The 21,034-nt window shown below is 73.0% G+C and carries 17 protein-coding genes and 1 pseudogene; 14 read left to right on the forward strand and 4 right to left on the reverse strand.

From position 1 onward, the window contains the following. The first annotated feature begins 524 nt into the window (after window positions 1-524). From ACFWRT_RS08185 to ACFWRT_RS08245, 13 genes and pseudogenes are all read left to right on the forward strand, one after another. Window positions 525-2,384 carry a hypothetical protein gene (locus ACFWRT_RS08185; protein ID WP_381121240.1) on the forward strand — a complete coding sequence of 620 codons (1,860 nt, stop codon included), beginning with the start codon at window positions 525-527 and terminating at the stop codon, window positions 2,382-2,384. An 83-nt stretch (window positions 2,385-2,467) separates the two neighbouring features. After that, window positions 2,468-2,893, forward strand: coding sequence for a phage tail protein (locus ACFWRT_RS08190; RefSeq protein ID WP_380949955.1), 426 nt, complete (start codon window positions 2,468-2,470; stop codon window positions 2,891-2,893). A gap of 49 nt (window positions 2,894-2,942) precedes the next feature. Further along, window positions 2,943-3,665: a CIS tube protein gene (locus ACFWRT_RS08195; RefSeq protein ID WP_380949956.1), complete on the forward strand. Its 723-nt coding sequence runs from the start codon at window positions 2,943-2,945 to the stop codon at window positions 3,663-3,665. Then, window positions 3,662-5,431, forward strand: coding sequence for a VgrG-related protein (locus ACFWRT_RS08200; RefSeq protein ID WP_380949957.1), 1,770 nt, complete (start codon window positions 3,662-3,664; stop codon window positions 5,429-5,431). The genes ACFWRT_RS08195 and ACFWRT_RS08200 overlap by 4 nt, the downstream gene beginning before the upstream one ends. Window positions 5,432-5,483: 52 nt before the next feature. Beyond that, on the forward strand, window positions 5,484-5,825 hold the full coding sequence (locus tag ACFWRT_RS08205; RefSeq protein WP_380949958.1) for a PAAR domain-containing protein: 342 nt from the start codon (window positions 5,484-5,486) through the stop codon (window positions 5,823-5,825). Continuing rightward, a complete protein-coding gene (locus ACFWRT_RS08210) occupies window positions 5,822-6,286 on the forward strand; it encodes a GPW/gp25 family protein (protein ID WP_380949959.1) in 465 nt (154 codons plus the stop codon). The genes ACFWRT_RS08205 and ACFWRT_RS08210 overlap by 4 nt, the downstream gene beginning before the upstream one ends. After that, a complete protein-coding gene (locus ACFWRT_RS08215) occupies window positions 6,286-8,247 on the forward strand; it encodes a putative baseplate assembly protein (RefSeq protein WP_380949960.1) in 1,962 nt (653 codons plus the stop codon). Before ACFWRT_RS08210 ends, ACFWRT_RS08215 begins: the two co-directional genes overlap by 1 nt. After that, window positions 8,244-8,834 carry a phage tail protein gene (locus ACFWRT_RS08220; RefSeq protein WP_380949961.1) on the forward strand — a complete coding sequence of 197 codons (591 nt, stop codon included), beginning with the start codon at window positions 8,244-8,246 and terminating at the stop codon, window positions 8,832-8,834. Before ACFWRT_RS08215 ends, ACFWRT_RS08220 begins: the two co-directional genes overlap by 4 nt. A 4-nt stretch (window positions 8,835-8,838) precedes the next feature. Beyond that, window positions 8,839-8,901: pseudogene (locus tag ACFWRT_RS08225) on the forward strand (zinc ribbon domain-containing protein); the annotation flags it as partial. Window positions 8,902-9,384: 483 nt separating this feature from the next. After that, window positions 9,385-10,131, forward strand: a complete 747-nt coding sequence (locus tag ACFWRT_RS08230) for a zinc ribbon domain-containing protein (protein WP_380950082.1) — start codon at window positions 9,385-9,387, stop codon at window positions 10,129-10,131. Between the two features lie 537 nt (window positions 10,132-10,668). Then, window positions 10,669-11,535, forward strand: a complete 867-nt coding sequence (locus ACFWRT_RS08235) for a terpene synthase family protein (RefSeq protein ID WP_463287847.1) — start codon at window positions 10,669-10,671, stop codon at window positions 11,533-11,535. Between the two features lie 292 nt (window positions 11,536-11,827). Then, window positions 11,828-14,167 (forward strand): N-acetylmuramoyl-L-alanine amidase, encoded by a 2,340-nt coding sequence (locus ACFWRT_RS08240; protein ID WP_380949963.1) that lies wholly within the window; start codon window positions 11,828-11,830, stop codon window positions 14,165-14,167. A 41-nt stretch (window positions 14,168-14,208) separates the two neighbouring features. Next, a complete protein-coding gene (locus ACFWRT_RS08245; protein ID WP_380949964.1) occupies window positions 14,209-15,720 on the forward strand; it encodes a carboxylesterase/lipase family protein in 1,512 nt (503 codons plus the stop codon). A 374-nt stretch (window positions 15,721-16,094) separates the two neighbouring features. On the opposite strand, the gene ACFWRT_RS08250 is transcribed toward ACFWRT_RS08245, so the two are convergent. From ACFWRT_RS08250 to ACFWRT_RS08265, 4 genes are all read right to left on the reverse strand, one after another. Then, entirely contained in the window at window positions 16,095-16,310 is a 216-nt protein-coding gene (locus ACFWRT_RS08250; RefSeq protein WP_018509815.1) for an EF-hand domain-containing protein, read from the reverse strand. 136 nt (window positions 16,311-16,446) lie between these two features. Next, a complete protein-coding gene (locus ACFWRT_RS08255) occupies window positions 16,447-17,241 on the reverse strand; it encodes a polysaccharide deacetylase family protein (protein WP_380949965.1) in 795 nt (264 codons plus the stop codon). Window positions 17,242-17,685: 444 nt separating this feature from the next. Continuing rightward, the gene (locus tag ACFWRT_RS08260) at window positions 17,686-18,201 is read right to left on the reverse strand and encodes an ATP-binding protein (protein WP_380949966.1); all 516 of its coding nucleotides are present in this window, start codon (window positions 18,199-18,201) and stop codon (window positions 17,686-17,688) included. 260 nt (window positions 18,202-18,461) lie between these two features. Beyond that, window positions 18,462-19,229 (reverse strand): enoyl-CoA hydratase/isomerase family protein, encoded by a 768-nt coding sequence (locus ACFWRT_RS08265; protein ID WP_026241053.1) that lies wholly within the window; start codon window positions 19,227-19,229, stop codon window positions 18,462-18,464. A gap of 240 nt (window positions 19,230-19,469) precedes the next feature. Between ACFWRT_RS08265 and ACFWRT_RS08270 the strand changes: the two genes are divergently transcribed. Next, window positions 19,470-20,972, forward strand: a complete 1,503-nt coding sequence (locus ACFWRT_RS08270; RefSeq protein ID WP_380949967.1) for a WD40 repeat domain-containing protein — start codon at window positions 19,470-19,472, stop codon at window positions 20,970-20,972. The last annotated feature ends 62 nt before the right edge of the window (window positions 20,973-21,034 follow it).

Below are 21,034 nucleotides of genomic sequence, written 5' to 3' on the forward strand. Positions count from 1 at the left end.
GGCGGACCGCGCCTCCCCTGATCGTCGCCCGGCGCCCGGCGATGCGGCTGCGGCATATCACCGGGCTGCCGCCGGCTGCCCCTGCCACCGCCGCTCCCACCGCCACAACCGCCACTCCTTCCGCCCCGGCCGCATCTGCCGCTCCCGCCGCACCTGCCACTTCCGGCACCGTGCAGCGGAGCAGCGCGGCTCAGCCGCAGGCGGAGCAGCCGGCCGCGCCAGCACGGCAGGAGAGCCCCGGCCGAGCAACGGCTCCCGCACCCGAGGCCGTACGCCCTCCTCTGGGCAAGCCTCTGCGGGAACTGCCCTCAGGGGCCATCCCCGCCGGCCCGGCAGGGCAAGGACAGGTAGCGCCAACTGCCCCGGCAGGGCAGGAGGCGGCGGCCATGCCGGTGCTCCAGCGTCAGGCGTCGGAGACGCCGGCGGCAGCCGCACCGGTCTCTCCGGCCTCACCGGCGGCGACTCCGCCGCCGGGGCAGACACCGGCAAGCGCGTCACGCACACCCCAGCGCCCCAGCGCCCCCGTGCGCCCGGAAAGCGTGCAGCCCGCCGCCGCACCCGGCCCCCGTGGCCGTACGCGAGGCGGGATCGGCGCGCCCCTCACCTCGCTCCCGTCGACCGCCCGGGTCCAGCGCGACGCGCCGCTCCTCGGTGACCGTCGTCGTACGCAGCCGGGCCCCTCGGGCGCACCGGCACCGCAGGCCACGCCTCCGCAGGCCACCCCGCCACCGGCCGCCACGACCTCACCGAGCACGCCCGCCGCGATGCCGATACGTTCCTCCGCCGCCGCGCCCGTACAGCGCGCGGCGGAGGGCGAGCGCCGCCCCCACCCGCGTACGCCTTCGGGTACGAGTACGGGTACAGGTACGGGGCCGGGCACAGCGACGCCCGCACCCGGAACCGCCGCCTCCCCGGCCACTCCCCCGGCCCCGGTCCGTATCCGGAACATCGGCCCGAGGCAGGAGGCCGGACGGCCCCTCGCCACGCCCTCCGCCGGTACCGCCGCGCCGACGCCCACCGTCCAGCGTTCCCGCACCCTGCTCTCGGGCCGGGACCTGAAGGTGAACACCGGTGCGGCCGAAGGGTTCTCGGCCGCACCGACGGCAACAGCGGGCGGCAGCACGGCCCGCCCGGTCGTGGCAGCCACCTGGCGCCGCGACGTACAACAGCCCGGGCAGGCCGAGCCCGCGAACGCGCGAACCGACGCCCCGCGGCCCGGGGGGCACCAGACATCAGCGGGTGTGACGCCCCGGCGCAGCGCACCCCGCACCCGTACGCCCGGCGCGGCTCCCACGACGGCAGCGGCTCCGGCTCCCACGATGGCCCCGACGGCGGCAGCCCCCACGTCCGGCGCCACCGTCCAGCGTGCCGGGCACGCGGCCCCGGCGCCCCGGCGCACCACCGCCGGCGGACGCTCCACCACCGCCCCGAAGGCAGCGCCCGGGCAGCAGGCGCCCCAGGCCGAGCGCACCACGCGGACCGCCACCGCCCCGGCCAGGAGCGGGTCCGCCATCGGCGGCGCGCTCCAGCGGCTCGTACAGCGCCGTTCGGTACGGAATACGGCGACCACCACCCCGTCGTCGCCCAGCCCCCAAGCCCGCCCAGCAGGGCAGACACCGCAGCAGTCGGCATCGACGCGGCCGGCGTCACCATCGCCGTCGCCGTCGTTGTCGCCGCCTCGATCAGCCTCTTCCCAGCACAGCGGGCACAACACCCCCACCCCGCAGTCCGCCCCGCCCACCCGCGCGGTCCCGGTCGTCCGCCCCCATCCCCCCGTGGCACCCCCGCCCGGAGCCACCGTCGTACCCGTCCAGCGCATGCCGCTCCCGGTCGTGCCCGACCCCGCAGGCCCCCCGCCCGCAGGCCCGGCGCCCGGTGGCGACGCCCCCCTGGCCGGCCCGCCGGCCCTCTCCGTACGGGTTCCACCGCGCCCGCACACACCGGCCTCCGGACCGAGCGGCACAGGCCCGAGCCCCAGCGCCAGCGCCAGCCCCGGCGTCGGCACCACCCCAGGACGGCCCCCGACCCAGGCCCAGGTGCTGCAACGCGCCGCCGCCCAGGCCGGCCTCACCGGCATCCCGGTCACGGCAGTCCCGCCGAAGAGCACACGAACGGGCACACGAGCGGACACACAGACGGGCGCGCGAAGGAGCACCCAGCCCGGCGTCCCGAAGCCCGTTCAGCGCGCGGCCGACGACACTTCCGGCTTCGCCCCCACCTCCGAGACGCCGACGGAGAACGCGGCAAGCACCGCGAGCCGCCTCTCCGGGTCCGAGATCGAGGAGCTGGCCCGCCGTCTCCTCGACCCCGTGAGCCGGCTCATTCGCGCCGACATGCGCCGCGGCCGGGAACGTGCCGGGCGGCTCCACGACGGCCGCCGCTGACACCGCGCACCGCCCCGGCACGACCCGCACCAGCACCAGCACCAGCACCAGCACCAGCAGAGACGAAGAAGAAGAGAAACGGCATGACGGACAACATCTTCGCGACGAGCGTGTTCTTCAAGCTCGTGATCGGCGGCAGTGACCTGGGTGCCTTCCACACCTGCTCGGGACTGGGCGCCGAGGTCGAGATGGAGACGTACGCCGAGGGCGGCAACAACGGCTTCACCTGGCAGTTGCCGGGGCGCATCACCTGGACCAACATCACGCTGACCCGCCCGGTCACCGCCGACACGATGAAGATCGCGCGCTGGCTGAACGAGACGATCCGCCGGGTCGAGCCCAAGGACGGCGAGATCGTCGCGCTGCGGCCGGACCTCAGCCGGATCATCAGCTGGCAGGTGCAGGGCATCGTCCCCGTGCGCTGGCAGGGACCGTCGTTCGACCCCGCCAGCTCCCAGGCGGCGATCGAGACGCTGGAGATCGCGCACGAGGGCCTGGAGCCCTCCTGATGCTCCGTCACCTGATTACTTACCAGGCCCCCCAGGAAGGAGGAACGCCATGTCACCCGCTCTCCGTGCGAGCCGTGCGCGCGCGCAACTGACCATCATGGAACCGCCGTCCACCGTCGGCGCCAAGCCGGGCGGCAAACTCGCCCAGCTCACTCTCCAGTTCAACCCGAACAAGCTGTCGCTGAGCAAGAGCACCGAGTGGCGGCGCACTCCGTCCCGGATGGCCGGGCAGTCCGCGCTGCCCGAGTTCGTCGGGAGCGGGCCCCGCTCGCTCTCCCTGGAGGTCTTCCTCGATGCGACGGCCACCCATGACAACTCCGTGGAGAAGGCGGTGGAGCAGCTCATGATCGCCTGCGTGCCCACGCCGACCAGCCTCGCGCGCAAGACGCCCGCGAGCCCGTGGGTGCGGTTCGACTGGGGCACGTCGCGGACGACCTCGTTCGACGGCGTACTCTCCAACCTCTCCGTCTCCTACACCCTGTTCGACGTGGACGGGAAGCCGCTGCGCGCCACGTGCTCCCTCTCCATCAAGGAGGCGAGCGTCGATCCCGCGGGCCAGAACCCCACCTCGGGTTCGAAGGAGGCCCGGCGGACGCACCGGGTCGTGGCCGGGGACAGCCTGCCGCTGCTGGCCTGGCGCGAGTACGGCGATGCCACCGCCTGGCGCACGATCGCGGACGCCAACGACATCGACGACCCGATGCGGTTGGTCCCCGGCAGCGAGCTCCTGGTGCCGGGACTCGAGGACCACCTCGCGGAGGGCGGCCGATGAGCCCCGCCGCCCCCGGGCGTTCCTTCGCCGCCGACCCGATCGTGGAGATCCCCGCCGAGCTGCCGCTGGGCTGGGCCGCCCAGTTGGTGAGCTGTGTGGTCGACGAGAACGTCGGGCTGCCGGACACGGCGGTGCTGATGTACCGGGACCCGGACCACGATCTGCTCAGCGAGAGCGGGATCACCCTCGGCACTCCGCTGAAGATCTCCGTCGTCACCGTCCAGGACCGGGTCCGTGAGCGGCTGTTCACGGGTGAGGTCACGGCGATCGAGCTGGACCACGACACCACCGGCACGTTCACCGTCATCCGCGCGCTCTCCAAGGCGCACCGGCTCCAGCGCGGCCGGAAGGTGGTGGCGTACCGGAACATGAAGACGGCGGACATCGTCCGCAAGGTCGCCACGAGCGCCGGGCTGACCTGCGGCAAGGTCGAGGCGGCACCGATCACGTACAAGCAGCTCACGCAACCCAACGTCTCCGACTGGGAGTTCCTCCAGCATCTGGCGGCCGAGAGCGGCGCGCAGGTGCGGGTGGACGACCAGGGCGTGCTGCAGTTCACCAAGCCGAAGCCCGCCTCCTCGGCGCCCTCGCCGGACACCCGGGCCGCGAAGAACCCGATGGTCCTGGAGTACGGGGACAACCTGCTCGCGCTGCGGGCCGTGGTGACCGGCGCGGACGGGGCCGGGGACGTCGAGGTGCGCGGCTGGAACGTCGACACCAAGACGCGGCTCGTGGCACGGGAGCAGTCCGTGCGCAGCAAGACCGTGACGCCGGGGATGAGCCCGTCGGTGGCGGCCGGGGCGTTCGGGGCGAAGGCCCGGGTGACCGTCGCCGACACCCCGTACCGGACCCAGGCGGAGACCACGGCCGTCGCGGGTGCGGTGGCGGCCTCGGTCAGCTCCGGCTTCGGCGAGATCGAGGCGGTCGCCTTCGGCAACCCGCAACTGCGCGCGGGCGCGCCCGTGGCGCTCGGCAACGTCGGCCCGACCTTCTCCGGCCGCTACACCGCCACCGCCGCCCACCACGTCCTGGAACCGGACGGCGGCTACCGCACCACCGTGATCGTCAGCGCCTCCCCCGACCGCTCCCTGGCCGGGCTGACCGGCGGCGGGGCCCCCTCGCGCGGTCCGCGCATGCCGGGGCTGGCGATCGGCGTGGTCACCGACATCCGCGAGGGCAAGGGCCAACGGGGCTGGGTGCGGCTGAAGTTCCCCTGGCTGGACGACACCTACGTGACCGACTGGGTCCGTACGGTGCAGTGGGGCGGCAACGGCGGCGGCGGGGTGTTCAGCCCCGAGGTCAACGACGAGGTGCTGGTCGGCTTCGAGCAGGGGCTGCTGGACAGCCCGTACGTGCTCGGCGGCCTGTACAACGGGATCGACCGCCCCTCCGAGCATGACGTACCCCTCGTCGACAAGACCAGCGGCAAGGTCAACCGCCGCTCCCTGGTGTCCCGTTCGGGCAACCGGCTGGAGCTGCTGGACACTCCGCGCGGCCCGTCCGGCGTGCGGCTGGCCAGTGGCAACAAGCGGCTCGAAGTCACGCTCGACGAGCGGAAGAACGAGATCGCCCTCACCGTGTTCGCCCCCGGCTCCAAGCGCCCGCAGAGCTCCGTGACGCTCTCCTCGACGGGCATCACGCTCGACGCCGGTACGGGGAACGTCGAGGTCAAGGGCCGTTCGGTGACCATCAACGGCAAGACGGGGGTCACCGTGGACGGCGGACTGCTCGCGGTCCTGAAGGCCAAGATGATCCGCATCAACTGACGCCCGCCCCCTCGACCACCCAGCCTTTTCCACAGCAAGGAGAATCCCGGCCATGCCCCCCGCAGCCCGCTCGGGCGACAGCACCGTCCACGGCGGCGTCATCGGCCCCCCGCCGCCGGGCGCGCCGGCCGTGGCCACCGTGTGGATCGGCGGTCGGCCCGCGGCCGTCACCACGAGTGTCGCCCCGCCCCGACCCGGCACTGTGCACGCCTGCGTCATCCCGCCGCACGCGGCGCTCGCGGCCGCCAACGTGATCCTGCCCAACCCGGCGGCGGCGCTCAGGGGCCAGGTGCTGATCGGCGGCATGCCCGCAGCCCGGGTGGGCGACAAGACCACCTGCGGTGCGGTCATCCTCACCGGCGCGCCGAACGTCATCATCGGAGGCCCGATATGAGCGGCAGCGAATACGCCGGGCACGGCGGCGGCTTCATCGGGCGCGGCTGGGGCTTCCCGCTGCGGACCGGCGCGACGGGCGGGATCGCCCTGGTCGAACGGGACAAGGAGATCGAGGAGGCCATCGGGCTGATCCTCGGTACGGCACCGGGCGAGCGGCCGATGCGGCCGGAGTTCGGCTGCGGCATCCACGACTACGTCTTCGCGCCCGGCGACGGCGCGACCGCCGGGCGGATCGCCCAGGAGGTCCGTACGTCGCTGGAGCGGTGGGAGCCGCGCATCGAGGTGACGGACGTGGTGATCGCGTTCGACGCGATCGAGGAGGGCACGCTCTACATCGACGTGCGCTACACCGTGCGGGCCACCAACGACCTGCGCAACCTGGTCTTCCCGTTCTACACGATCCCGTCCGAAGAGGGCTCGTCGCAGGCGTCGCAAGCCCCCGAAGCAGAGGCGCGCTGATGGCCCTCCCCTCCCCCAACCTGGACGACCGCCGCTTCCAGCAGCTCGTCGACGAGGCCAAGCGGTACGTCCAGCAGCGCTCCCCCGAGTGGACCGACCACAACGTCTCGGACCCCGGGGTCACGCTGATCGAGACGTTCGCGTACATGGTCGATCAGCTCCTGTACCGGCTGAACCGGGTGCCCGACAAGAACTACGCGGCCTTCCTGGACCTGCTCGGCGTGACCCTGTTCCCGCCGACCGTGGCCCGGGCCGAGGTCGACTTCTGGCTCTCCGCACCGCAGCCGGAGACCGTGCACCTGGTCGCCGGTACGGAGGTGGCGACGGCACGCGGCGAGGCCGAGGAGCCGGTGGTGTTCACCACCTCCGAGGACCTGCCGATCGTGCCGAGCGAGCTGGTCCGGCTGGTCACCGCGCCGAAGACCGGCGAGCAGACCGACCGCACCGGGCCGCTCGGCGCGGGCAAGGACATCCCGTGCTTCTCGCCGCGCCCGGAGCCGGGGGACGCGCTGCTGTTCGGGCTGCCCGCCGCCGTACCGCGCTGCATCGTCGCCGTACGCCTGGACAGCCGGGTGGAGGGCGTGGGCGTCGACCCGCGTCAGCCGCCGCTGGTGTGGGAGGCGTGGGACGGGGCGCGCTGGGTGGAGTGCGCGACCGGGGACGACAGCACGGGCGGGCTCAACCGGCCGGGCGAGGTCATCGTGTTCGTCCCGGCCGGGCACACCGCGTCCGTGGTCGCGGGTACGCGAGCCGGCTGGCTGCGCTGCCGGGTGACGCCGGCCGAACCGGGCCAGCCGTTCTACTCCGAGTCCCCGACGATCCGCGAGGCCGAGATCTTCACGGTCGGGGGCACGGCGGCGGTCGAGCACGCGGAGACGGTCCTCGACGTGCCGCTCGGGGTCTCCGAGGGTGTGGCCGGGCAGCGGTTCTCGGTCAGCCGGGTGCCGCTGTTGATGGACGGCGAACCGCCGGTGGTCCAGGTGTCGACCGCCGAGGGCTGGCAGGTCTGGACGCCGGTCGAGCACTTCGGCGCCTCCGCGCCGGGCGACCGGCATGTCCGGATCGACGCGGTCTCCGGTGAGTTCGCGTTCCCGCCGGAGGTGCGGGAGGAGGACGGCACGATGCGTGCGTACGGCGCCGTCCCGGAGAAGGGCGCCCAGCTCCGCGTCCCGCGCTACCGCACGGGCGGCGGGTCGGCGGGCAACGTGGCCCGGGGCGCGATCTCCGTGCTGCGCAGCTCGGTCCCGTACGTCGCGGGGGTCGGCAACCGGGAGGCGGCGACCGGGGGCGTGGACGGGGAGACCGTCGAGAACGCCAAGGTGCGCGCGCCGAACATCCTGCGGGTGCAGGAGCGGGCGGTCACGGCCCGGGACCACGAGGTCATCGCCCGCGAGGCGGCGCCCTCGCTGCGCCGGGTGCGGTGTCTGCCGGCCGTCGCGGGCGAGGGCGGTGCGGTACGGGTCCTGGTGGTGCCGGACGCGGTGCCCGACGAGGGCGGCCACCTGCGGTTCGAGCAGCTCATCCCCTCGGACCAGGTGCTGGCGGCAGTGGCGGAACGCCTGGACGAACGCCGTCTGGTGGGCACCCGGCTGGTCGTGGAGCCGCCCGCCTACCAGGGCGTCACCGTGGTCGCCCGGCTGGTCGCGGCCCCGGGGGACGTGGACCGGGTGCGCGCGGAGGCGCTGGAGGCCCTGTTCCGTCACATCGACCCGCTGCGGGGCGGTGCGGACGGTACGGGGTGGCCGTTCGGGCGGCCCGTGCAGTACGGGGAGGTCTTCGCCGTACTCCAAGGAGTACGGGGCGCCGGTCTGGTGGAGGACGTCCGGCTGTTCCCGGCGGACCCGATCAGCGGGCGGCGCGGCGGGTCCGTGGACCGGATCGACGTGGCTCCGGGCGCGCTGGTCTTCTCGCACCAGCACCAGGTGATCGTCACGGCGAGCGGGCCGGGTGAGGGCGTATGAGCCGGGCCGCCGTACCCGGGCTGCCGAGCCGCTACCCGATCGGCGAGCTGCTGCCCGCCCTGTACGCCGACGACGACCTGGCCCAGCGGTTCACGGCGGGCCTCGACACGGTCCTGGCCCCGGTCCTGTCCACCCTGGACAACCTCCCGGCCTACTTCGACCCGGCTCTCACCCCCGCCGACTTCCTGCCGTGGCTGGCGACCTGGGTGGGCGCGGGCATCGACCCCGACTGGCCGCCGGAGCTGCAACGGGCGGTGCTGGCGCGCGCGGTGGAACTGCACCGGTGGCGCGGCACCAGGCGCGGCCTGGTCGAACACCTCCGCCTCTGCTTCGGCGTCCACGCCGACGTGCGGGACGGCGGAGGCGTGGCGTGGTCGTCCGAGCCCGGTACGGCCCTGCCTCCGCCCCCGACCGGTGAACTGCTCGTACGGGTCTGGCCGGCGGCCCCCGGAGCCACGGTGGACGAGAACCGGGTCCTGGACGTGGTGACGGCCTCGTGCCCGGTCCACCTCACCTGCCGGGTGGAGATCCTGCCGGGCCCGCCGGACACAGCACCCGAAGTGACACCCGTAGAGACAGGAGACTGACGCGATGCGCGCGTGCCCGGCATGCGGTACGGCCAACCGCGAGGACGACGACTTCTGCGGGAACTGCGGGTCGTACCTGGGATGGTCCACGGAGCCCAGGCGCACCCCGCCGACACCGTTCCCGGAACCGGAACCGGAACCGGAACCGGTCCCGGAGCCGGAACCGGCAGCCGTGCCGGAACCGGCGCGACGCCCGACCCCGGAACCACAGCCTCAGCCGACACCACAGGCAGAGACAGAGACAGAGGCACAGGCGACCCCGCCAGCGCCGACACCACAGCCCGAACCCGAGCCGAGCCATGCGCCGAGCCCGGCGCCCGAGCCAACACCTGCACCGGCACCGGCACCCCCACCCCCCTCGGCACCCCCGCGCCCCACCCCCGTACGCCCTCAACACCCCCCGCAGCCCGCCCCCCTACGCCCTGCCGCACCCCCGACGCCCCCCGTTCGACCCGCCCGCCCCGCACAGCCCACACCCACATCCACATCCGCCCCCACACCCACGCCCGAGGCCGAGGCGCCGATCGGGGCCGTTCAGCCGGCGAAGCCCGTGGCGCGGCGGCCCGTGGTCCGGCCGGTGGAGGAGGACGCGGCGTCGGACGGGCCGCCGTGCCCGAAGTGCGGTACGCCGAACCTGCCCGGGCGGCGGTTCTGCCGGCGCTGCGCGGCCCCCCTGCACCCCAAGGAGGAGCCCGCGCCCCTGCCGTGGTGGCGCACGGTGTGGCCGTTCCACCGCCGGGTGCGGGTCCGGTCGGGCCGGGCGCTGCGGCGGATCCTGCTGGTGCTGGCGGTCGTCGGGCTGCTCTTCGTGGGCTTCCTGTTCCTGCCGGCCGGCCGCGTGCTCTTCGAGGACGTCCGGGACAAGCTCGGCGGCACGGCGGAGATCAGCCCCTCCGGCGTGACGGCGAGCGGCGAGGCCCCCGGCCATCCGGCGGGAGCGGCCATCGACGGCCTGACCAACAGGTACTGGGGCGCGCCGTCGTTGGGCTCGTCGCTGACCGCCACCTTCGCCGCACCGTTCCGGCTGGTCGGGGTCGTCCTGTACACCGGGGCGTCGAAGGAGCCCGAGGAGTTCCGGCGCGAGCCGCGGCCGATCCGGGCGGAGCTGGTCGTCACCACGGCGGACGGCACGCGCCACAAGAAGCAGCTCACGCTCAACGACAAACCCGGCGAGCAGACGGTACGGACCGGCATCAGCGATGTCGTCTCCGTCCAGCTCGTCCTGCTGGAGGCGGCGGGCCGGGCCGAGGGCCGTCCGATCGCCCTCGGAGAGGTCGAGTTCTTCAAGCGCACCTGACCGGTATGGCCCCGGCGTGGCCCCGGTGCGACACACGGGGCCACGCCAGTGGTGTTCAGTCCCAGAAGACCTTCAACTGCTCATAGCTGCACAGCAGTTCTGACCGATGAAACAATTTCGGTCACATATGGCTTCCCTCCACCCCTCCACAAGGGGTTGACTATGCATCACGCATGGTGACGCGATCGGCCTCGCCGGCTCGCCGACCCGGCCTCGGCGCCCCGGCCCCGGCGGAGGAGAGAGGACAGCGATGACCGGCTCACCTCGTACGGTCATCCCTTGGCCAGGACCTGCGGACGCCCGGCGGCCGCCCTCCGGCGGGAGCGCGCCCGTGCGCGATCACCGGGAATGCGCGGTGCGCATCGCCCATCCGTACTCATTCGACGAGGGGCAGCAATGAGCCAGATAACGTTACCGGCGTTTCACATGCCGTTCGCCAGCGCTGGGTGCAATCCGGGTCTGGAGAAAACCAGGGAGGCCGCTTGGGAATGGGCGGAAGCGGAGGGACTGATCCTCTCTGTTCCGGCCCGCAGGAAGATGATCCGCACCCGGCCGGAACTCTGGATTTCCCTCATCTTCCCGGAAGCGTCGCAGCACCATCTGGACCTCTTCTGCCAATGGCTGTTCTGGGCCTTCCTGGTGGACGACGAGTTCGACGACGGCCCGGCCGGCCGTGACCCCCTGATGTGCGAGGCGGCGATCACCCGGCTGGTGGACGTGTTCGACGGGGCGGAGCCGCGCGGGCCCATGGAGCAGGCGCTCGCCGGGCTGCGCGAGCGGACCTGCCGCGACCGGTCCCCGCAGTGGAACCGGCAGTTCCGGCGGGATACGGCGGCCTGGCTCTGGACGTACTACGCCGAGGCGGTCGAGCGGGCGGCCGGGCAGGTGCCGAGCCGGGCGGACTTCGTCAAGCACCGCCGGGACTCGGTGGCCATGCAGCCGTTCCTGGATCTGCATGAGATCACCGCCGGAATCGATCTGCCGGATTCCGCCCGGAGCCTGCCCGCGTACATAGCGCTGCGGAACGCGGTGACCGATCATTCGGGGCTCTGCAACGACATCTGCTCGTTCGAGAAAGAAGCCGCGCTCGGCTACGAGCACAATGCGGTACGGCTCATCCAGCGGGACCGCGGCTCCACACTCCAGGAAGCCGTCGACGAGGCCGGAATTCAACTGGCACGTATTGCCGAGCGCGTGGTGCGGGCCGAAAAGGAACTGATCGAGGAAATCGACGCGGCGGGGATCGGTTCCACGACCCGGGCCGCCCTCGAACGGTGCGTCCAGGACTACCGGGGTCTCGTACGAGGCGACTTCGACTACCACGCGCGCGCCGAGCGCTACACCCGCCCGGACTTGGTGGAGCTGGACGCGCGGAACTCGATGTCCCGGTATTTCGCCGCCTGAGAGCGGCGCCCCGCCGCGCCTGCGGAGGACCAGGGCTTGGAGGGCGGACACCTTCCAAGCCCTGAAGTCCGCTCCCTCACCCCGGAGCAGGTCGATCAGAGCTCGATCCGGTCACATCGCAATCGATCGATAAAGAACAAGTCCGGTCAGAAGCGATCGCATGGAAGACTGTGCCGTGCAAGCATGTCCCGGGTCGCCCCACCGGCCGGGCCGGCCACTTCGCCGTGCCCCCGGTCAGCGGCTGACCGGTCGGAATGCCATGTCTTCCACCACAGTCCCCGGGAAATCACACGTGAGATCACAGCGAAGAATCTGGACCACGGCTGCCGTCGCGACCGCGGCCGTGACGGGCGTCCTGGTGTTCCAGGGCGTCGGTGGCAGCTCCACCCCCGACGGTGAGGCGGACGCCAAGTCCGCTCCCGCGAAGGTGGATGTCCACCGCACCCCGCTCAAGACCTCCGAGGACGGCGCCTCCGCCTCTCTCCCCCAGCGCTCCACCGAGCGGTTCAGCCTGCTCGGCGTGACCTGGACCGACCCCGCCGCCAAGGTGACCGGCCGGGTCGAGGCCCGTACCCGCTCCGCCGCCACCGGCGAGTGGACCGGCTGGCTGCCCCTCGACACCGAGATCGACGGCCGCACCGAGGCCGGCCGGGCCGGCGTCCGGGGCACCACCGAGCCGCGCTGGGTCGGCCCGTCCGACGGCGTCGAGGTCCGGATCAGCGCCGCCGACGGCGTCAGGGCCGGGCTCCCCGACGGGCTGCGGCTCGACACCGTCGACCCGGGCGGCAGCACCACCCCGCTCGCCGCCGAACCGGCCGCCTTCGCCGCTGAGCCCGCCGCGTTCGCCGAGCGGACGCCGACCGACGAGCCGACGCCGTCCGCCGAGCCCTCCTCCGATGAGCCGACCGAGGAGCCTTCCCCGGAGCCGCCCGCCCCCACCCCGACGACCGCGTCCCCGACGCCGCCGGCCTCGAGCCCCACCCCGACCCTGACCGCGACTCCGAGTCCGGCCCCCACCACCGCGTCGCCCACGCCGAGCGTCACGCCGACGCCGACGCCCACCGCCACCACGACCCCGACGCTGCCGCCCGCCCCGCCGTCCACGGCCCCGCGGCCGACGATCGTCTCGCGGGTCGCGTGGAAGGCCGACGAGTCGCTCAACAACGAGTCGCCGGCCTACACGAACGCGGTCAAGGCGGTGTTCGTCCACCACACCACGCAGAGCAACACCTACTCCTGCGCCGACTCCCCGGCGATGGTGCGCGCGCTGCACGCGTACCACGTGAACGGGAGCAAGTGGAAGGACATCGGCTACAACTTCGTCGTCGACAAGTGCGGCACGATCTTCGAGGGCCGCAAGGGCGGAGTCGACCGGCCCGTGATCGGAGCGCACGCCAGCGGCTTCAACCGGGACACCACCGGAATCGCCGTGATGGGCATGCACACGGACACTCCGGCCACGAGCGCCGCGACCGCCGCGGTCGCCCGAGTCGTCGCCTGGAAGCTCGGCCAGTACCAGGGTGAGCCGAACCGCACGGTGGAGCTGACCGCCGGGGTGGACGGCGGCAATCACGCGGGCAAGGAGTTCGCCGTCGGGAAGAACTACCCCTTCCAGCAGCTCTCCGGGCACCGGGACGCGTTCAACACCCAGTGCCCCGGACAGAGCCTCTACAACCAGCTCCCCGCCATCCGCTCGCAGGCCGCCGCCCTGCTCACCGACAAGGTCACCGGCCTCTCCGTCACCTCGGTGACCGGAGCGAGCGCCTCCGGCTCCACGTACTACACCAGGTCGGCCGTCACCGTCGGCTGGAAGGCGGCCACGCCCGCCGCCCTCGTGAAGCAGTACGAACTGCTCGTCGGCGGCAAGCCGGTGGCCACCGTCCAGGGCAACGTCGCCTCGGCCGCGGCCACCCTCGCGGTGGGCAAGCACTCCGTGCAGGTGCGGGCCACCCACCAGTCGGGCAAGGTCACCACATCGGCGGCCGCCACGGTCGTCGCCGAGCGGACGGCCCCGGTCTTCACCACCAAGCCGGCCCTGACCCTGCGCACCGGCACGGTGAACACGGCCGCCGTCCCGCTCACCCTGACGTGGAAGGCCACCGACGCCACCGCCCTCAAGGAGGTCCGGCTCACCGCGCCCGTCGCCAAGACGTACGGGCCGACGACCGGCAGCGCCTCGCACACCGCGAAGTCCGGTGCGGCGACGGCCTGGAAGATGACGGCGTACGACCACGCGGGCAACACGGCCGCCGCCTCGGTCTCCGGCACCGCGGTGATCCTCCAGGAGACCTCCGCCACGAAGAGCGGGAAGTGGACGGCGAAGTCCTCCGCCGGCTACCTGGGCGGCAAGTCCCTGACCAGCAGCACCAAGAACGCGAGCCTGACCTGGACGTTCACCGGCCGGTCAGCCGCCTGGGTGGTGTCGCGGGCCGCCACTTCGGGGCAGGCATACGTCTATGTCGACGGCAAGAAGGTCGCCACGGTGGACCTGAAGTCGGCCTCCACCAAGTACCGGGACGCGATCTGGACGCGGTCCTGGTCCACCAGTGCCAAGCACACGGTCAAGATCGTGGTGGTCGGTACGAAGGGCCGCCCGACCCTCACCATGGACGGGCTGGTCTACCTGAAGTGACCCGCTGAACCACCGCACCGCGAGAGGGGTTGGCACGCACCATGTCCGACATCGTGGAAGCCACGGCCAGGACCGTGCAGGGCACCGTACGCGGTGCGGTGGAGAAGGGGGTCGCGGTCTTCCGCGGCATTCCGTACGCGGCTGCGCCGGTGGGCGCCCGGAGATTCCGCGCGCCGGAGCCGCCGGAGCCGTGGGAGGGCGTGCGCGACGCCCTCGCGTTCGGGCCGACCGCCCCCAAGCGCCCCTACGCCCCACCGCTGGACCGGCTGCTGCCGGACCCGGCGGTGGCGGGCGAGGAGTGGCTCAACCTCAATGTGTGGACGCCGTCCACGGGGGCCGCGGGGCTCCCGGTCCTGGTCTGGATCCACGGCGGTTCGCTGCTGCACGGTTCCTCGGCGGTGCCGGTGTACGACGGGTCCGCGTTCGCCCGGGACGGGGTGGTGCTCGTCTCGGTCAACTACCGCCTGGGCGTCGAGGGCTTCGGCCTCTTCCCGGACGCGCCCGCCAACCGGGGGCTGCTGGACCAGCTCGCGGCCCTGGAGTGGGTGCGGGACAACATCGCGGGGTTCGGCGGCGACCCGGACCGGGTGACGGTGGCCGGGGAGTCGGCGGGGGCGGCGAGCATCGGCGCCCTGCTGGCCACGGACCGGGCGGCGGGGCTGTTCCGGCGGGCGGTGCTCCAGAGCGGGGTGCCCGCCGCCCTGGCCCCGGACGCCGCGCGCGGGACGACCGAGCTGATCGCCCGGCGGCTCGGCGTCCCCGCCACCGCCGCCGCGCTCGCCGCGGTGGACCCGGAGGCGCTGCTGACCGCGCAGACCGAGGTGACGAGCGGCGGCAACCCGCTGACCGGCCGCAACTCCTTCCAGCTCGTGGTGGACGGCGAACTGCTGACCCGGGACCCGGCCGAGGCGCTGCGTACGGGCACGGGCAGAGGCACCGGCACGGGTACGGGAAGTGGAACGGGAACAGGCACCGGCGCGGCGGCCGCCGGGATCGACCTGCTGATGGGGACGAACACCGAGGAGTACCGGCTCTGGTTCGTCCCCGGCGGCCTCACGGAACGGATCAGCAGGCTCAAGCTCCGCCTGGCCCTGCTGAAGTTCAAGGTCCCGAACGCGACCGCCCGCACCTACCGGGCCAACCGCCCCGACGCGACCCCCGGCGAACTCCTCGGCGCCCTCGCCACGGACCTGCTGCTCCGGGTCCCGCTCAACCGCCTGGCCGACGCGCGGGCCGGCGCCCCGGCCTCCACGTACGTCTACGAGTTCGGCTGGCCCTCCCCCGTACAGCGGCTCGGTGCCTGTCACGCGCTGGAGCTGGGTTTCGTCTTCGACACGCTCGCCCATCCCGACACGATGGCCCTGACCGGCCCGGACGCCCCGCAGGAGCTGGCCGGCGCGATGCACCGGGCGTGGGTGGACTTCGCGACGACGGGGGACCCGGGGTGGCCGTCCTGGGACGCGTCCCGGCCCGTACGGTTCTTCGGGCCCGGCGCCCCGGCCCTCGTCCTGGCCCCGCGCGACGACGAGTTGCGGGGCTGGGGACAGGGTTAGGGCCGTAGCGAGATCCCGTGCGATGCGGTCCCGGTGGCGGCGAGGGGCACGTACAGCCAGATCGCCAGGCGTGCGTCGCGGCGCCGATCTCCGGGCTGTACGCCTCCGGGTGGGCGCGGATGGCCTCCGCGCCGATGACGACGGCGAGCGCGGAGAAGAGGACGGTACGGAGCAGAGTGGTGACCCCGCGCCGGGTATCCGCAGCTTCCCGGTGCCGCGCGCGGCGAGCCCGGGGCCGAACACGGCTATCGGGGCGGCCGGATCGGCGGGAGGTCCGGAGACCATCACGGCTCGATCCTCTCCGGTGGCCACATACCCGGCAAGCCGCACAGGTCCCCCGGCCGGCCGAGGGCGGCCGGGGGTCCCGTCGTGGCTCAGGCCTTGTTCTGCGCGGCCCAGAACTCGTCGAAGGTGAGCAGGCCGTCACCGTTGCCGTCGTGGGCGTTGATGATCGCCTGCGCCACCGTCTCGGTGACGAACGGGTCGCCCAGCTGCGCCATCGCGCTCTTGTACTCGTTGGCCGTGATGAGACCGTCGCCGTTCGCGTCGAACTTCTCGAATACCGTCCGCGCCGACTCGATGTCCGCCACTGTTCCCGCCCCTTCGTGGTGCTGAATGTCGGGATCAGATTATCGGGCCGTACGGGTGACGGATGCGGCGGCCGGTGCCGGGGACGGGCGGCCCCTGGCGCCGGGGCCGGGCGGCCCGTGGCACACCGGCCTGACGTCAGCTCAGCAGCTCCGTGGCGGTCACCGCGCGCAGCCCGCGCCGCTCGATCTCGGTGAGGAGCAGGGGCAGCGCGGCGACGGTGTGGGGCCGGGCCAGACTCAGCCCCACCACGGAGCCGTGCCGGAGCTCGCCCGTCACCTTGCGCAGGACGGCCGGTACCCCGGTCGCGGCGTGGTCGAGCGACTCCACGTCGTACGAGAGGACGTGCGGGTATCCGGCCCGCCGGGCGAGGTGCTGGACGAGCGGGGTGGCGTCGGGGCCGGGCGAGGGGCGGAACCAGGTGCCGATGGAGCCGGTGAGCCGGCGCAGCCGCCGGGCGCAGGCGGTGATCTCCTCGTACGCGGCGCGCTCGTCGAGGGCGGCGAGGTCCCGGTGGTTCTGGGTGTGGTTGCCGATCTCGTGGCCGCCGTCGAGGATGCGGCGGGCCATGGAGGGGTGCGCGTCGAGCCAGTTGCCGACGGCGAGGACGGTGACCCGGGCGCCGGCCCGTTCGATCCGGCCGAGCGCGGCGGTGGCGAGGCCGGGGTCGCCGCGGCCCTCGAAGGTGAGGGCGACCCGGGGCCGGTCGCGGGGGCCGTGGGTGATGCGGGCGGGCAGGCCGGGGAAGCGGCGCGGGGCTCGCGCGGCGGTGGGGGCGTACGAAGGCGACGGTGAGGGCGCGGGCGCCCCGCCAGCCGCGGCGGCCGTACCCCCCGGGCTCCTCGCGCAGCCCGCCGCGAAGGCTGCCGCGAGGAGCCCGACCCCGGTGCCCAGCGCGTCGCGGCGGCGCATCGGCGCCCTGCGTCCGTCCATCCCGACCACCTCGCGTTCCACGGAGCCCTCGGATTCCCCGGATTCCCCGGAGCCCCCGGATTCCCCTGACTTTCCGGGACACAGTAGAGGCGGAGCGGGCGAAATATCCCGATTAACCGATTTTCGGAATGATCTATGAATCATTCATGGCGCGGCATGATGATGCATGGAAAGCCAGGCGAGTGACCGAGCCCACCTGCGATTCAGCCAAGAAATGCCCTGCATGTCCGAGAATCACCCGAAAGGCCTCTTTGGCACCGAGGTCGCCCGTCTGCCATAGTCGGAGCCACGACCCCCATTGACCCGGGCCGAGGTCGTCGCGAACGGCCGTGAACCCACCCCACCTTTCACGGCCCCCCACAGAAGCCCCCGCAGCGCCGCACCACGGCCGACCGGGGGCTTCTGTGCGCCCGGCACGTGTCAGTGGCCGGATCAGCGGTCAGCTCAGCGGTCGGAGATCCGCATCTCGAACCAGGTGGTCTTGCCGCGCGGCAGCAGATCGACGCCCCACCGGTCGGAGAGCTTGTCGACGAGGGAGAGGCCCCGCCCGCTGATGTCCATCTCGCGCACCGGCATCAGACACGGCAGTCCGCGCGAGGGGTCCCGCACCTCGATCCGGATCCAGCCCCGGCGGCGCACCATCCGTAACCCGAAGACGCGGGCGCCGGTATGGCGCACCGCGTTGCCGACGAGCTCGGAGACGAGGAGCACCGCGTACTCGGCGGTCTGCGGCGAGAGGGCCCACTGCCGGAGCACCACACAGGAGGTGAGCCGGCGGGCGGTCGCCGCGGACTCCGGCCGCGACGGCAGCCGGACTTCCCCCTCGGTCGGATTTCCGAACAACTCCAGCGCCTTGAACGCCTGTTCGTCATCCATACCCGACGTCCAGCGTGCCGCGGTCGCGCTGCTGCGCGGTCGCGGCTGATCCACACCCTCCAGGCCCGCCATGCCCACCATCATGGACGGAGAATGCGCACCCCGGGGCCGTTCCGAGGGAATCCGCCCCCCGGAACACCCCATTCCGCACAGGGCAGTTGGCATATGCCGGAGGCAAGGCGAGGCTCTTCGGGGCCTCGTTGAGCTGCGGCGATGCGCGGCCCGGGCGGGATGACCCCGAGGGATACGGCACCGGGCCTTAAGGTTGCCTTAAGACCCGGATAATCCGCTCGGAGGGATGAACCCGCGCCAGGAGTGCATCCGGAAAAAGCGGTGGGAGAAAATCAGAGGAACTTCGCCTTTCCGGGGCCCTCCTCCACGAAGCTGCGCATCCCGCGCTCGCGGTCCTCGGTGGCGAACAGCCCGGCGAACCAGTTCCGCTCGACGGTGAGCCCGGTGTCGATGTCCGTCTCCAGCCCCGCGTCGACCGACTCCTTGGCGGCGCGCAGCGCCAGCGCGGGCCCCTTCGCCAACTGGGCGGCCCAGGCGTGCGCCTGCTCGTAGACCTCGGCGGCGGGCACCACCCGGTCCACCAGACCGAGCGTCAGGGCCTCCTCCGCCTTGACCATACGGCCGGTGAAGATGAGGTCCTTGGCGCGGGACGGGCCGATCAGCCGGGCGAGGCGCTGGGTGCCGCCGGCGCCGGGGATCAGTCCGAGCAGGATCTCGGGCTGGCCGAGCTTGGCGTTGTCCGCGGCGATGCGGAAGTCGGCGCAGAGGGCCAGTTCGCAGCCGCCGCCGAGCGCGTACCCGGTGACGGCGGCGACGACGGGCTTGGGGATGCGGGCGACGGCGGTGAAGGAGTCCTGGAGCGCCTTGGACCGCACGACCATCGCCGTGTGGTCCATCGCCTGCATCTCCTTGATGTCCGCGCCGGCCGCGAACACCTTCTCGCCGCCGTAGAGGATCACCGCGCGCACGTCCTCGCGCCGGGTGGCCTCCTCGGCGAGCTCCCGCAGCCGGTCCTGGACCGCCACGTCCAGGGCGTTCATCGGCGGCCGGTCCAGCCGGATGGTTCCGACGTTGTCGCGTACTTCGAGAGTCACAGTCATGCAGGCAGGTTAACCAGTGCTAACGCGGGCGGACCCGGTGCCGTCGGTCACAGCACGGGCCGGAGCGATGTGACCCCTGGCTCCCGTGCAACAAACTGCTTGTCCCGGCTGGTTGATGACGCTTCTGTATCTACATCTACATCTACACGAACGCCGCCGATCCGCGGTGGCGCACCGGCATCAGGGGTGGGATCAGAGTTGAGGAACACGTTAGGAAGAAGCGGCCGCGGGCTGGCAGCGGTGCTGTTGACGGGTGTGCTGGCCGGGTCGGGGCTGACGGCGGCCACCGGTACCGCGTCGGCGGCTCCGGGGGCCGCGGCGGCTGCGGCGGCTGCCGTGGTGCCGGCGGGGCCGGGCATGGAGTTGTCGGCCACCTCGTTCACCCAGATGACGGTGGACGAGGCCGGTCGGCGCGTATGGATCGCCGGTGACCGGGTCTACCCGGACGGGTCGCGCCGGGGTGAGGTGGTCGGCCTGCTCTACGGGGGCGTGGGGCCCGCCGTCGCGAGCGCCGACGGGGCCGCCCCGCTGTCAGGTGTCGCGGTGGAGCCGGGCGGCTCGAAGGTCTATGCCGGGCAGTCGGACCACATCGCGAGCTACGCCCATGAGAACGGGTCCCTGTCGCCTCTCGACCCGATTCCCGCTCCGGCCGACGGCTGTGGGCGGGAGCTGGTGCACACCGGTGGGCGGCTGTTCTTCACCAGCCGGCCGGCTGCGTCGCCCGAGGACTGCTCCGGTGCGCAGGGAAGTGTCAGCGTCGCCGCGGCATCCACGGACGCCCCGGCCGGGGTGGTCATGTACACGGGCACCGAGGTCCATCTGGAGGGTGGGCCCGGAGGGCTGCTGGTGACCGCTCCGGAGCGCTGGTCCCCGACCGACGACCCCGACCTGGGGATCTACCGCGTGACGGACGGGGCGGACGGGGCCGACGGGTCGGACGGGAACGTGCTGGAGTTCCTGGGCGAGCGCCGGTTCGCCGAGGACGGCACGGGCGAGGGCATGGACTTCCGGGACGCCGACTTCTCCGCGGACGGCTCCGTCCTCGCGGTCGCCGACGGGGTCCGGGGGACGGTGCTGCTCGACAGCCAGGACGCCCGCTTCCGCGAGAACCCCTACGCGCCGCTGCCGCAGGGCGTGGCACCCACGGCCGTCGCCTTCAGCCCCGACGGCAAGTGGTTCGCCCAGGGCGGTGCGGCATCGGGCGACACAGCCGACCTGACCCTGGCGTTCGCCGACCCGTCGGTCGAGCACCAGCCGCTGCGCATCAGCTTCGAGGACGAGGCAGCCGGCCACCGCGTGGTCCCACGGGGCATGGAGTTCTCCGGGGACGGAGAACAGCTCTTCGTCGTGACCTCCAACCAGGAGGGCACGAAGTTCTGGCTGCACACGCTGCAGACCCGGGAGGCCCTGGCCCCGTCCCGCTTCGTGGACGTGACACACGGCCCGGCCGTCGCCGGGGCGCCGTTCAGGGTGACCGGACGACTGGAACTGGACGGACCGGAGCCGGCCGAGGCGCCGAAGATCACGGTCCTGCGGATGAACGGCTCCGAGGTCACCGACCTGCCGCCGGTCCCGGTCGCCGAGGACGGGACGTTCGTCCTCGAAGACGTCCTGCCGGACCGGGCCGGGGACGTCCTCTACATCCTCGGCTACGCGGGTGGCGAGCACCACCAGCTCTCGGAGCACTGGCTCGCGGTGGAGACGGTCGAGGCGCCGAGCGCGGTGCGCGACAGCGGGCGGTAGACGGCGAGCGGTAGACAGTCGGCGGGCCCGGTGCTGTGGGTCACAGCACCGGGCCCGCCGGG

Source organism: Streptomyces cyaneofuscatus (assembly GCF_042718795.1).
Classification (GTDB): domain Bacteria; phylum Actinomycetota; class Actinomycetes; order Streptomycetales; family Streptomycetaceae; genus Streptomyces; species Streptomyces cyaneofuscatus_A.